Source organism: Streptomyces sp. NPDC002785 (assembly GCF_040295565.1).
Lineage (GTDB): Bacteria > Actinomycetota > Actinomycetes > Streptomycetales > Streptomycetaceae > Streptomyces.
This window is the reverse complement of sequence record NZ_JBEOVN010000201.1, coordinates 1-12928: the sequence shown is the minus strand read 5'-3', so window position 1 is coordinate 12928 and position 12928 is coordinate 1. Positions and strand designations below refer to the sequence as shown.

The window sequence follows — 12928 nt, the reverse complement described above, 5'->3', positions numbered from 1 at the left end:
GTTTATGCCGTGTGCTCTGCCTTCGCCGCGGGCGCCGTCGGCCCCCGCCGGGGCCCCGGTCGTTCGGCGGCGGCGTGCGTCACTGCTCGGCGGGTGGCGCGGTGGTCGTCCTCGCGACGAGCAGCAGGATCGGGGTCGGCGCCAGGCAGCCGGTGCGGTGAGCAGCCCGGTCGAGCAGCCCTCGGCCATTACGTCCGGGCCCGGCAGATCCGCCGCCCGGACCGCGGCCCCGTACACCGTCACCGGCGCGGAAGGACGGATGCGTAATGGCATCCTGGACCCTGGGCGGAAAAGCGGAAAAAGGGAGGACTGCGCAATGGCGATGAGCGCGGCACAGACGCCGGCCCGGCCCATGCGTGCCGACGCGCGCCGCAATTACGACCGGCTGCTGGGTGAGGCCCGTACCGCCTTCGCGGAGCACGGAACCGATGCGTCCCTGGAGGACATCGCGCGACGTGCGGGCGTGGGGATCGGCACGCTGTACCGGCACTTCCCGAACCGGCACGCGCTGATGAACGCCGTCTTCCAGGAGGCCCTCGCCTCCCTGATCACCCGTTCCCGCGAACTCGCGGGGGCGGAGCAGCCGTGCGCGGGCCTGGTGGAGTGGCTGGGCGCGATCATCACCCATGCGGGTGAGTACCGCGGGCTCGCCCAGGCGCTCATATCGACGTCACGGGACGAGACTTCGGCACTTTCGCAGTGCAATGTGCCGCTGCGCGAGGCGGGTGCGGTGCTGCTGGCACGCGCGCAAGCGAGTGGGGCCGTGCGGGCGGATGTGTCCATCGACGACTTGATGCAGCTGACGAACGCGATCGCACTGGCCACGGAGCAGTCGCCGGATGATCCGGAGTTGGCGGGGCGACTGCTGATGCTGACCCTGCAGGGACTGAAGGGGCCGAACGCGGAAAGTGGTTGAGGGGGTGGGTGCGGTGGCCGTGGCCGGGCAGCCGCGCGGGACCTGCTCCCCTGCCCGCCCCCCTTACGACCTCCCCCACGATGGGGAGGTCGTTACCGGCGCCGCAGATCCGCCACTCGCGCCCGATCCCCCTGCCCCTGTTCCGCCGGCACCGCAGCGCTCCTCAGCGGCTGCGGGCCGGGCCCCCCGGGGCCACCCCCGCGCGTACGGCGCTGCCCGGGCAGTGGCATGTCCCGGCGGGTCTGACGGCCCGGCGGGACAGCCTCGGCCGGCGCAGGGCCGCTTCCGGCGCCGGCCACCGCGATCTGCACCCCCTGGTCGGCCAGGGCCTGCAGCTCGGTGGCGGCACGGTCGTCATGACCGGGCGGTTCATCCGTCACCAGACGGGTGATGAGATCCGTCGGCACCGTCTGGAACATGGTGTCGGAGCCGAGCTTGGTGTGGTCCGCCAGGACCACCACCTCCGCCGCGGCCTGCACCAGGGCCCGGTCCACGCTCGCGGAGAGCATGTTGGACGTGGAGAGGCCGCGTTCCGCGGTGAGCCCGCTCCCGGAGAGGAACGCCCGCGAGACCCGCAGGCCCTGGAGGGACTGCTCGGCCCCGCTGCCCACCAGGGCGTAGTTGGAGCCGCGCAAGGTGCCGCCGGTCATCACCACTTCCACCCGGTTGGCATGGGCCAACGCCTGGGCGACCAGCAGCGAGTTGGTGACGACGGTCAGACCGGGGATCCGCGCGAGCCGACGGGCCAGCTCCTGCGTGGTCGTACCGGCACCGACGACGATGGCCTCGCCCTCTTCGACGAGACCGGCGGCCAGGTCGGCGATGGCCGTCTTCTCGGCGGTGGCGAGATGGGATTTCTGCGGAAAGCCGGACTCCCGCGTAAAACCGCCCGGCAAAACCGCACCGCCGTGCCGGCGGTCGAGGAGTCCTTCTGCCTCCAGCGCCCGCACGTCCCGCCGTACGGTCACTTCGGAGGTCTGGACGACGCGGGCGAGCTCACGGAGCGATACCGCCCCGTTGGCACGCACCATTTCGAGGATCAACTGACGACGTTCTGCAGCGAACACGAAACTGACAGTAACGTGACCGCACGAGTGTTTTCAGCGGATTGCGTCGAATAACAGAAGTTGTACATACAAGGGGCCGCCAAGTGGTATAAGCGGCCCCGTTGTTGTTCCGTACTGATCGTCAGGCGGCCACCCGACCACGTGAGTCGCCGGGGATTGCCGGGGATTGCCGGGTTTCCGAGGGCGCTTACGCCTCGCCCGTGAGCTTACGGGTGTGCAACTGACGGGCCACTTCCGCGATCGATCCCGACAGGGACGGATATACGGTGAAAGCGTTTGCGATCTGTTCCACCGTCAGATTGTTGTCGACCGCGAGCGAGATGGGGTGGATCAGCTCGCTCGCCCGCGGCGCCACGACACAGCCGCCGACCACGATTCCGGTGCCGGGCCGGCAGAAGATCTTGACGAAGCCGTCGCGTATGCCCTGCATCTTGGCGCGCGGGTTGCGCAGCAGCGGCAGCTTGACCACCCGGGCGTCGATCTTGCCGGAGTCGACGTCGGCCTGGCTGTAGCCGACGGTGGCGATCTCGGGGTCGGTGAAGACGTTCGAGGAGACCGTCTTCAGGTTCAGCGGGGTCACCGCGTCACCGAGGAAGTGGTACATCGCGATCCGGCCCTGCATGGCGGCGACCGAGGCGAGGGCGAAGATCCCGGTGACGTCACCGGCCGCGTACACGCCGGGGGCGCTGGTGCGGGAGACCTTGTCGGTCCAGATGTGGCCGGACTCCTTGAGCCGGACCCCGGCCTCCTCCAGGCCCATGCCCGCGCTGTTCGGGATCGCGCCGACCGCCATCAGGCAGTGCGAGCCCGAGATGACCCGGCCGTCGGCGAGAGTGACCTCGACCCGGTCGCCCACCCGCTTCGCCGCCTGGGCGCGCGAGCGGGCCATGACGTTCATGCCGCGGCGCCGGAAGACGTCCTCCAGGACGGCGGCCGCGTCCGGGTCCTCCCCCGGCAGCACCCGGTCACGGGACGAGACGAGGGTGACGCGCGAGCCGAGCGCCTGGTAGGCGCCCGCGAACTCGGCACCCGTCACGCCGGAGCCGACCACGATGAGCTCCTCGGGGAGCTCGTCGAGGTCGTAGACCTGGGTCCAGTTCAGAATGCGTTCGCCGTCGGGGAGCGCGTCGGGGATCTCGCGGGGATGGCCGCCGGTCGCGATCAGAACGGCGTCGGCGGTGAGCGTCTCCTGCGTGCCGTCGGCCGCGGTCACGACGACCGTGCGGGAGCCGTCGGCGGCCTGGAGGCCTTCCAGCCTGCCCCGGCCGCGCATCACGCGCGCCCCCGCACGGGTGACCGAGGCGGTGATGTCGTGGGACTGGGCGAGCGCCAGGCGCTTCACTCGTCGGTTGACCTTGCCGAGGTCGACGCCGACGACGCGGGCCGCCTGCTCCATGTGCGGGGTGTCGTCCGCGACGATGATGCCCAGCTCCTCGTACGAAGAGTCGAAGGTGGTCATCACCTCTGCCGTCGCGATCAGGGTCTTCGAGGGCACGCAGTCGGTGAGCACGGACGCGCCGCCGAGGCCGTCGCAGTCGACGACGGTCACCTCCGCGCCGAGCTGGGCGCCCACCAATGCCGCCTCGTACCCGCCGGGTCCGCCGCCGATGATCACGATCCGGGTCACGAAAAGTCCGCCTCGCGTGTGTCATCCCGCGGCCGTCTGCTGCCCCGGCCGGGGGTCCGGGGGGTCGCCCCGGGGAATGCAGTACGTACTTCATTGTCCCGCACGCGCCAAGGTGCTTCGCCCCGGGGCCCTCCATACGTGCGCCGGGGCGTACGCTGCGGGGTTCCGGGACGGCGGGCAAAACCGCGTACGGAACCCCGTAAGGGGGCTTCCTCACAGGAATCGACGTTCCGCCCACCACCTCCCGTACCCTCGACTCATGTCGCTCTACGCCGCGTACGCCGGCAACCTCGACGCGCGGCTGATGACGCGCCGCGCACCACATTCCCCGCTGCGCGGCACCGGCTGGCTCAACGGCTGGCGGCTGACCTTCGGCGGGGAGCAGATGGGCTGGGAAGGCGCGCTCGCCACGGTGGTGGAGGCCCCGCGTTCCCAGGTCTTCGTGGCGCTGTACGACCTGGCGCCGATGGACGAGGACTCCATGGACCGGTGGGAGGGCGTCGGCCTCGACATATACCGGCGGATGCGGGTGCGCGTGCACACCCTGGACGGCGAGGAGCCGGCCTGGATGTATGTGCTGAACGGGTACGAGGGCGGGCTGCCGTCCGCCCGCTATCTGGGCGAGATCGCGGACGCCGCGGAATCCGCGGGCGCGCCGCACGACTATGTGATGGAACTGCGCAAGCGCCCCTGCTGACCCGGCGGACCAGCGCTTTTGTGTGAATGTACGAGGAAGCGTACGTAGACTCCAGGCATGGGCATCTACGCGCGTAGGGAATCACCGGTTACCCTCATCCGCGTGAACGCATCAGTTATTCCGGACAACATCCAGGGCGACCCGCACGCCGCCGCCGCCGACGCCGCCGCCCGCCTGCGCGAGCTGACCGGTGCCGATACCCACGACGTCGCGCTCGTGATGGGTTCCGGCTGGGCCCCTGCGGGCGATGCGCTCGGCACCCCGGAGGCCGAGTTCCCGGTGACCGAGCTGCCCGGTTTCCCGGCGCCCGCCGTACAGGGGCACGGCGGCACGATCCGCTCGTACCTGATCGGCGAGAAGCGTGCCCTGGTCTTCCTGGGCCGCACGCACTTCTACGAGGGCCGTGGCGTCGCCGCCGTCGCGCACGGGGTCCGTACCGCCGTCGCCGCCGGCTGCAAGACCGTCGTCCTGACGAACGGCTGCGGCGGCCTGCGCGAGGGCATGCGTCCCGGGCAGCCGGTCCTGATCAGCGACCACATCAACCTGACCGCGGCGTCCCCCATCGTCGGCGCCAACTTCGTCGACCTGACCGACCTGTACTCGCCGCGGCTGCGCGCGCTGTGCAAGGAGGTCGACGAGACCCTCGAAGAGGGTGTGTACGTGCAGTTCCCCGGTCCGCACTACGAGACCCCGGCCGAGATCAACATGGTCCGTGTCATGGGCGGCGACCTGGTCGGCATGTCCACCGTGCTGGAGGCGATCGCCGCACGGGAGGCGGGGGCCGAGGTGCTGGGCATCTCGCTGGTCACGAACCTGGCGGCGGGACTGAGCGGGGAGCCGCTCAACCACGAAGAGGTGCTGCAGGCGGGGCGGGATTCCGCCACCCGGATGGGGGCGTTGCTGGCGCGGGTGCTTGAGCGGATCTGAGCCGGAGGCGAGATCAAGCCCCTCCGGCGATTGAGGAGCGGGGGTCCGGGGGCAACGCCCGCGATTAGGGAAGGGGCGGGTAGGGAAGAGCCCCGCGCAGCGGCCCACCCGCTCGCACCCACCTGGTCCGCGAGCCCCCGCCCACCCACACTCCACTCCCCCACCCACCCCGCAGAAAGGCGGACACCGTGCAGCAGGAGCTCATCGCGCAGGCCAGGACGTGGCTCGCGGAGGACCCCGACCCCGAGACCCGCGACGAGCTCGCCGAGCTCATCGCCGCCGAGGGCCTCGACGAGCTCGCCGCCCGGTTCGCCGGCACGCTGCAGTTCGGCACGGCCGGGCTCCGCGGTGAGCTGGGGGCCGGGCCGATGCGGATGAACCGCGCCGTCGTCATCCGCGCCGCCGCCGGACTCGCCGCCTACCTCAAGGCCCAGGGGCAGACCGGCGAGCTCGTCGTCATCGGGTACGACGCCCGCTACAAGTCCGCCGACTTCGCCCGCGACACCGCGGCCGTGATGACCGGCGCGGGCCTGCGCGCCGCGGTGCTCCCCCGCCCGCTCCCCACCCCCGTCCTGGCATACGCCATACGGCACCTGGGCGCCGTCGCGGGCGTCGAGGTGACCGCCAGCCACAATCCGCCGCGCGACAACGGCTACAAGGTCTATCTCGGCGACGGCTCGCAGATCGTCCCCCCGGCGGACGGCGAGATCGCCGCCGCGATCGCCGCGGTCGGCCCGCTCGACGGCGTGGCCCGCCCCGACGACGGCTGGGAGGTCCTCGGCGAGGAGGTCCTGGACGCCTACCTCGCCCGTACGGACGCCGTGCTCGCCGCCGGATCGCCGCGTACCGCCCGGACCGTGTACACCGCGATGCACGGCGTCGGCACCTCCGTGCTGACCGCCGCGTTCGCACGGGCCGGGTTCCCGGAGCCCGTGCTCGTCGCCGAGCAGGCGGAGCCCGACCCGGCGTTCCCCACCGTCGCCTTCCCCAATCCGGAAGAGCCCGGCGCGATGGATCTCGCCTTCGCCACCGCACGCCGTACGGACCCCGACCTCGTCATCGCCAACGACCCGGACGCCGACCGCTGCGCCGTCGCCGTCCCGGACCCCGCCGCCGACGGCGGCTGGCGGATGCTGAGCGGCGACGAGGTCGGCGCGCTGCTCGCCGCCCATCTGGTCGCCCGCGGCGTGAGCGGTGTCTTCGCCGAGTCGATCGTGTCGTCCTCGCTGCTCGGCCGGATCGCCCAGAAGGCGGGGCTCGGCCACGAGGAGACGCTGACCGGCTTCAAGTGGATCGCCCGCGTGGACGGACTGCGGTACGGGTACGAGGAAGCGCTCGGCTACTGCGTCGACCCGGACGGCGTACGCGACAAGGACGGCATCACGGCCGCCCTGCTCGTCGCCGAGCTCGCCTCCGTACTCAAGGAGCGGGGGCGTACGCTCCTCGATCTCCTCGACGACATCGCGGTCGACCACGGGCTGCACGCCACCGGTCAGCTGTCGGTCCGGGTGGAGGACCTGTCGGTCATCGCGGACGCCATGCGGCGGTTGCGCGAACAGCCCCCGACCGTGCTCGCCGGCCTTGCCGTCACCTCGGCCGAGGACCTGTCGGAAGGCACCGAACAGCTGCCGCCCACCGACGGACTGCGCTACCACCTCCAGGGCGCCCGGGTGATCGTCCGCCCGAGCGGCACCGAGCCGAAGCTCAAGTGCTACCTGGAGGTCGTGGTTCCGGTCGGCTCGGCGGACGAGCTGCCGGCGGCCCGAGCGAAGAGTGCGGAGCTGCTGACCGGAATCAAGCGCGACCTGGCGGCGGCGGCCGGGATCTGACGGCCGGGGCCCCTGCCGGGGGCATGGCCGGACGCTCGGCCAGGGCGCACGTGCGTAAGGGGCCTGACGGACCAACAATTACCGGCACGTCACCGAAGGAGCAGCCGGGATCACAGGAAAGGCCCCGCATGAACACGTCTGCCCGGACGGCTTGCGGCCTGACCCGCGATTGACCGCGGGACGGCCGTGCCATGGGGATGGCCGCGCGAGTCTTGAGGTGGGGAGATCAAGCAGGCCCGCGCGGCCATGGCCGGTCCTGCTCCCTGCGGCCTCGCGCGCCAACATCTCGGGTGCGTGACGGGGGCGGTGCGGCGGCGGGTGCTGTGGGCGGGGTCGCGGGTGCGGACACGGGCGCGCGCCGGGCCGCCGGGGGTTCCCGGCGGGCCGGGCCGACTTGCCGGCGCGCCTCAACCGGTCGCGAGCAGCACCGCCAGCAGCACGGCACCCACCACCGCCGGCGCGATCACCTCGTACGCCCAGTGCACCGAGACCGAGGACGCCGAGGATTCGGCGGATTTCCCCGCTCCCGTCTTCGCCCGCTCCACCAGCTCCCGCAGGTCCGCCATGGTCTGGTCGGCCGCTGCCATCCGGGACTTGGTGTCACGGACGTCCGCCTGCACGGAAGTGCGGTCGTACGGATCGTCCAGCGACCGCCGGGACTGCTGCCGGGCCGCCTTCTTCCGCTGCCGCAGCGACACCGGTACCGCCCACAGCTGGTACTTGGTGCCGCCCTCGGTGAACAGCTCGCTCGAATACCCGGCCCGCAGATCCGCGACCGCGGTCCACGGCATGGTGATCGTCCGGAACGGGTTACGGATCTTGATGCGCTGCTCATTGGCCAGGACGACGGGCCGCAGCGTGAACGCGACGACCAGCGGCACCACGGTCAGCAGCCCGGCCAGCGCCAGCCACGGCACCCGGCCGTCGCCCCGGAACACGGCGTCCCCGCCGATCCAGCCGATGAGGAGAAGCAGCAGGACACCCCCGGCGATCCCGGCGGGCGACCGGAAGGTCCGGTCGGCGTAGGTCGGCTCGGCAGGCGGTGTGGGGCTCGTCATGGGCCCGATTCTGCCTGACGTGTGCAAGGGGTGCCGGGGCGGTGGCCCCGGGACCGTGCGACGCACGGACGAGCAGGCCCCCTGTACAGGCCGCTACGCGCGTAGATATGCTCCTCTGGTGACCATGCCCACCACTGCTCCCTCCCCCAAGCTCTCAGCTGCGTTCGAGCAGGGAGGTACCCCCCTCTCCGACGCGACCGCGTCCGACGGTGCGCTGCGCCGCTTCCTGCACGGGCTGCCCGGCGTCGACGCCGTCGGCCTCGAAGCACGCGCCGCGTCCCTCGGAACCCGTTCGATCAAGACGACAGCCAAGGCGTACGCCATCGACCTGGCCATCTCGATGATCGACCTGACGACGCTGGAAGGCGCGGACACCCCGGGCAAGGTCCGGGCTCTCGCCGCCAAGGCCGTCAATCCCGACCCGACCGACCGCACGACCCCGCGCACCGCGGCGGTCTGCGTCTACCCCGACATGGCTGCGACCGCTGTCGCCGCGCTGGCCGGTTCCGGCGTGAAGGTGGCGTCCGTGGCGACGGCCTTCCCCGCCGGCCGCGCCGCGCTCGACGTCAAGCTCGCGGATGTCCGCGACGCCGTGGCCGCCGGGGCCGATGAGATCGACATGGTGATCGACCGGGGCGCCTTCCTCTCCGGCCGGTACCTCAAGGTGTACGAGGAGATCCTCGCCGTGAAGGCGGAGTGCGGCTCCGCCCGGCTGAAGGTGATCTTCGAGACCGGCGAGCTGTCCACGTACGACAACATCCGCCGCGCCTCCTGGCTCGGCATGCTGGCGGGCGCCGACTTCATCAAGACGTCGACCGGCAAGGTCGCCACCAACGCCACGCCCGCGAACACCCTGCTGATGCTGGAGGCCGTGCGCGACTTCCGGGCGCAGACCGGCGTGCAGATCGGCGTGAAGCCGGCCGGTGGCATCCGTACGTCCAAGGACGCGATCAAGTTCCTGGTGCTGGTGAACGAGACCGCGGGCGAGGACTGGCTGGACAACCACTGGTTCCGCTTCGGCGCCTCCAGCCTGCTGAACGATCTGCTGATGCAGCGCCAGAAGCTCAGCACCGGCCGTTACTCCGGCCCCGATTACGTGACGGTGGACTGATCCCCATGGCATCTGCATTCGAGTACTCCCCCGCCCCCGAGTCGCGCTCGGTCGTCGACATCGCGCCCTCGTACGGCCTGTTCATCGACGGTGAGTTCACCGACGCGGCCGACGGCAAGGTCTTCAAGACGGTCTCGCCGAGCAGTGAAGAGGTGCTCTCCGAGGTCGCGCAGGCCGGCGCCGCGGACGTCGACCGGGCCGTGAAGGCGGCCCGCAAGGCGTTCGAGAAGTGGTCGGCGCTGCCCGGTTCCGAGCGCGCCAAGTACCTCTTCCGGATCGCCCGGATCATCCAGGAGCGCAGCCGCGAGCTCGCCGTTCTCGAAACCCTCGACAACGGCAAGCCGATCAAGGAGACGCGCGACGCGGACCTCCCCCTGGTCGCGGCGCACTTCTTCTACTACGCGGGCTGGGCCGACAAGCTCGACCACGCCGGCTACGGCGCGAACCCCCGCCCCCTCGGCGTCGCGGGCCAGATCATCCCGTGGAACTTCCCGCTGCTGATGCTGGCCTGGAAGATCGCCCCGGCGCTCGCCACCGGCAACACGGTGGTCCTCAAGCCCGCCGAGACGACCCCGCTCTCCGCACTCTTCTTCGCGGACATCTGCCGCCAGGCGGGCCTGCCGAAGGGTGTCGTGAACATCCTCACCGGGTACGGGGACGCGGGCGCCGCCCTAGTCGAGCACGGGGACGTCAACAAGGTCGCCTTCACCGGCTCGACCGCGGTCGGCAAGGCCATCGCCCGCCAGATCGCCGGTACGGACAAGAAGGTCACCCTGGAACTGGGCGGCAAGGGCGCCAACATCGTCTTCGACGACGCCCCGATCGACCAGGCCGTCGAGGGCATCGTCACCGGCATCTTCTTCAACCAGGGCCAGGTCTGCTGCGCGGGCTCGCGCCTGCTCGTACAGGAGTCGATCCAGGACGAGCTGCTGGACGCCCTCAAGCGCCGGCTGTCCACGCTCCGGCTCGGCGACCCGCTGGACAAGAACACCGACATCGGCGCGATCAACTCCGCGGAGCAGCTCGCCCGGATCACCGCGCTCGTCGAGACGGGCGAGGCGGAGGGCGCCGAACGCTGGTCGGCCCCCTGCGAACTCCCCTCCTCCGGCTACTGGTTCGCCCCGACGCTGTTCACGAACGTCACCCAGGCGCACACCATCGCCCGCGACGAGATCTTCGGCCCGGTGCTGTCGGTGCTGTCGTTCCGTACGCCCGACGAGGCCGTCGCCAAGGCCAACAACAGCCAGTACGGCCTCTCGGCCGGCATTTGGACGGAGAAGGGCTCCCGCATCCTCGCGGTGGCGAACAAGCTCCGGGCGGGCGTCGTCTGGGCCAACACGTTCAACAAGTTCGACCCGACCTCGCCCTTCGGCGGCTACAAGGAGTCGGGCTTCGGCCGCGAAGGCGGTCGTCACGGCCTGGAGGCGTACCTCGATGTCTGACCGCTTGACTGTACTGAAGACCTACAAGCTGTACGTCGGGGGCAAGTTCCCCCGCTCCGAGAGCGGCCGGGTGTACGAGGTGACGGCGAAGACATCAGCCGCTGGCGCGGCGGGCAAGGGCGAGTGGCTGGCGAACGCCCCCCAGTCCTCCCGCAAGGACGCGCGTGACGCGGTCGTGGCCGCCCGCAAGGCGTTCGGCGGCTGGTCGGGCGCGACGGCGTACAACCGCGGCCAGATCCTCTACCGCATCGCGGAGATGCTGGAGGGCCGCAAGGACCAGTTCGTACGGGAAGTGGCGGACGCCGAGGGCCTGTCGAAGTCAAAGGCGGCGGCCGTCGTGGACGCGGCGATCGACCGCTGGGTCTGGTACGCGGGCTGGACCGACAAGATCGGCCAGGTCGTGGGCGGGGCGAACCCGGTCGCGGGCCCCTTCTTCAACCTGTCCACGCCCGAGCCGACCGGTGTGGTCGCGGTGCTGGCGCCCCAGGAGTCCTCGTTCCTGGGCCTGGTCTCGGTGATCGCCCCGGTGATCGCGACCGGCAACACGGCGGTCGTCATCGCGTCCGCCGACGCTCCGCTGCCGGCGCTGTCCCTGGGCGAGGTGCTGGCCACCTCCGACCTGCCGGGCGGCGTGGTGAACATCCTGTCCGGGAAGACGGCGGAGATCGCGGCACCGCTCGCGTCCCACCAGGACGTGAATGCCATCGATCTCACGGGCGCGGACGCCGCTCTGGCGAAGGAGCTGGAGATCGCGGCGGCGGACAACCTGAAGCGGGTTCTGCGCCCTCCCGTCTCCCGCCACCGCCCGGAGAAGGAAGCGCAGAGCGCTGCCCCTTCCTCTGCTGTGGATGAAGACGGCGCGTTCGACTGGTCGGCCGATCCGGGCACCGACCGCCTGACGGCCTTCCTGGAGACGAAGACGGTCTGGCACCCGACGGGCGCGCTGGGCGCCTCGGGATCCTCGTACTGACCGCGTGACAACGGCGCCCGCTCCTCCGGGAATCCCGAAGGAGCGGGCGTTGTCCGTGCCCCTGCCCGTGTCAGCCGTGCAGCGCCGCTGCCGCCTGCCCCACCACCGGCAGTTCCTTCGGTGCGCCCCCGCGGGTCACCGGGCCGGTGACGTCGGCCGTGGAGATCGGCTTGAAATCGGCGACCTGCGTCTCCACCGCGTTGTTCAGCGGGTTCACGCCCGTACCGGCCAGCGGGTCGAGGCGCGGACGCGCCACCGGTGCGATGTCGTCCTTGAGCGAGTGCCCGAGCGCCCCGGTCACCGCGCTCCCGGTCACCTCACCGACCCCGCCGAGGCTGTGGTCGAGGCCCGCGGCCGGCGCGTGGGGCAGCGGCGCAGCCTGGGCCGCCGCACCGCCGGCGCCGAGTGCGGCACCCACCGCGGTGACGGTCAGACCTGCCCGCAGCAGGGCGCGGCGCCGGGACTTGGAAAGTGCGTGACGTGCCATGGAATTCCCACCTGATCGAGCCGATCGAGTAACCATCCGAGTGCGTAGAGTAGTTGAGGTGTGATGCTCGATACCAACACGGCCTCCGGGGGATCCCCTGCGCGGGTCGATGCCTCACACTCGTGTCCTGTGAGTTCCCAACCGATCCCGACCCGCGTCGTGCTGCTCGCGGGCCCCTCCGGCTCCGGCAAGTCCTCCCTCGCCGCACGCACCGACCTGCCGGTGCTGCGCCTGGACGACTTCTACAAGGAGGGCCACGACCCCACACTGCCGCTCGTTCCCGGCAGTACGGACATCGACTGGGACTCCGCGCAGTCCTGGGACGCCGATGCGGCGGTCGCCGCGATCACGGAGCTGTGCCGCACGGGGCGTACGAACGTCCCGGTGTACGACATCGGCACGAGCTCCCGGGTCGACCGGGAGGCCCTCCACATCGAGCGCACACCGCTGTTCGTGGCCGAGGGGATCTTCGCGGCGGACATAGTCGAACGGTGCCAGGAGCTGGGCATACTCGCGGACGCCCTGTGCCTGCGCGGCCACCCCTCGACCACCTTCCGCCGCCGCCTGCTGCGCGACCTGCGCGAGGGCCGCAAGTCGGTGCCCTTCCTGCTCCGCCGCGGCTGGCGCCTGATGCGCGCCGAACGCCGCATTGTGGCCCGCCAGACGGCCCTGGGCGCGTACCCCTGCGGCAAGGAAGAGGCCCTGGGCCGCCTGGCCGCGGCGGCTGCCGGGCGATGCCGACGGGCGCCTGCGACGCGGGGGACGGCGTAGCGGGCTTCCCCTGTCCGGGGGCGCCG

12 protein-coding genes are annotated in these 12928 nt (G+C 71.3%); 8 read left to right on the top strand and 4 right to left on the bottom strand.

The features are described 5' to 3' along the window. The first annotated feature begins 316 nt into the window (after positions 1-316). On the top strand, positions 317-916 hold the full coding sequence (locus ABTZ94_RS31385; protein ID WP_351205827.1) for a TetR/AcrR family transcriptional regulator: 600 nt from the start codon (positions 317-319) through the stop codon (positions 914-916). A gap of 92 nt (positions 917-1008) precedes the next feature. Here the strand turns inward: ABTZ94_RS31385 and ABTZ94_RS31380 are convergent, their stop codons facing one another. Next, entirely contained in the window at positions 1009-1983 is a 975-nt protein-coding gene (locus ABTZ94_RS31380; RefSeq protein WP_351205826.1) for a DeoR/GlpR family DNA-binding transcription regulator, read from the bottom strand. 187 nt (positions 1984-2170) lie between these two features. Then, positions 2171-3610, bottom strand: coding sequence for an NAD(P)H-quinone dehydrogenase (locus tag ABTZ94_RS31375; RefSeq protein ID WP_351205824.1), 1440 nt, complete (start codon positions 3608-3610; stop codon positions 2171-2173). Between the two features lie 259 nt (positions 3611-3869). Here ABTZ94_RS31375 and ABTZ94_RS31370 point away from each other — a divergent pair, with 259 nt between their 5' ends. From ABTZ94_RS31370 to ABTZ94_RS31360, 3 genes are all read left to right on the top strand, one after another. Beyond that, entirely contained in the window at positions 3870-4307 is a 438-nt protein-coding gene (locus ABTZ94_RS31370) for a gamma-glutamylcyclotransferase family protein (RefSeq protein WP_072486709.1), read from the top strand. 102 nt (positions 4308-4409) lie between these two features. Further along, positions 4410-5234, top strand: a complete 825-nt coding sequence (locus ABTZ94_RS31365; RefSeq protein ID WP_351205822.1) for a purine-nucleoside phosphorylase — start codon at positions 4410-4412, stop codon at positions 5232-5234. Between the two features lie 188 nt (positions 5235-5422). Next, entirely contained in the window at positions 5423-7063 is a 1641-nt protein-coding gene (locus ABTZ94_RS31360) for a phospho-sugar mutase (protein WP_351205820.1), read from the top strand. A gap of 407 nt (positions 7064-7470) precedes the next feature. Here the strand turns inward: ABTZ94_RS31360 and ABTZ94_RS31355 are convergent, their stop codons facing one another. Continuing rightward, positions 7471-8121: a PH domain-containing protein gene (locus tag ABTZ94_RS31355; RefSeq protein WP_351205818.1), complete on the bottom strand. Its 651-nt coding sequence runs from the start codon at positions 8119-8121 to the stop codon at positions 7471-7473. 124 nt (positions 8122-8245) lie between these two features. Between ABTZ94_RS31355 and deoC the strand changes: the two genes are divergently transcribed. From deoC to ABTZ94_RS31340, 3 genes are read left to right on the top strand one after another with little or no spacing between them, the layout of a single operon-like run. Beyond that, the gene (gene deoC / locus ABTZ94_RS31350) at positions 8246-9232 is read left to right on the top strand and encodes a deoxyribose-phosphate aldolase (RefSeq protein WP_351205828.1); all 987 of its coding nucleotides are present in this window, start codon (positions 8246-8248) and stop codon (positions 9230-9232) included. Positions 9233-9237: 5 nt separating this feature from the next. Continuing rightward, positions 9238-10674 carry an aldehyde dehydrogenase family protein gene (locus ABTZ94_RS31345; RefSeq protein WP_351205816.1) on the top strand — a complete coding sequence of 479 codons (1437 nt, stop codon included), beginning with the start codon at positions 9238-9240 and terminating at the stop codon, positions 10672-10674. Continuing rightward, on the top strand, positions 10667-11644 hold the full coding sequence (locus tag ABTZ94_RS31340; RefSeq protein ID WP_351205814.1) for an aldehyde dehydrogenase family protein: 978 nt from the start codon (positions 10667-10669) through the stop codon (positions 11642-11644). Before ABTZ94_RS31345 ends, ABTZ94_RS31340 begins: the two co-directional genes overlap by 8 nt. Before the next feature lie 70 nt (positions 11645-11714). Here ABTZ94_RS31340 and ABTZ94_RS31335 read toward each other — a convergent pair whose 3' ends face one another. Beyond that, positions 11715-12131, bottom strand: coding sequence for a hypothetical protein (locus ABTZ94_RS31335; protein ID WP_351205812.1), 417 nt, complete (start codon positions 12129-12131; stop codon positions 11715-11717). A gap of 63 nt (positions 12132-12194) precedes the next feature. On the opposite strand from ABTZ94_RS31335, the gene ABTZ94_RS31330 reads away from it, so the two are divergent. Beyond that, on the top strand, positions 12195-12902 hold the full coding sequence (locus ABTZ94_RS31330; RefSeq protein WP_351205810.1) for a uridine kinase family protein: 708 nt from the start codon (positions 12195-12197) through the stop codon (positions 12900-12902). Positions 12903-12928: the final 26 nt, after the last annotated feature.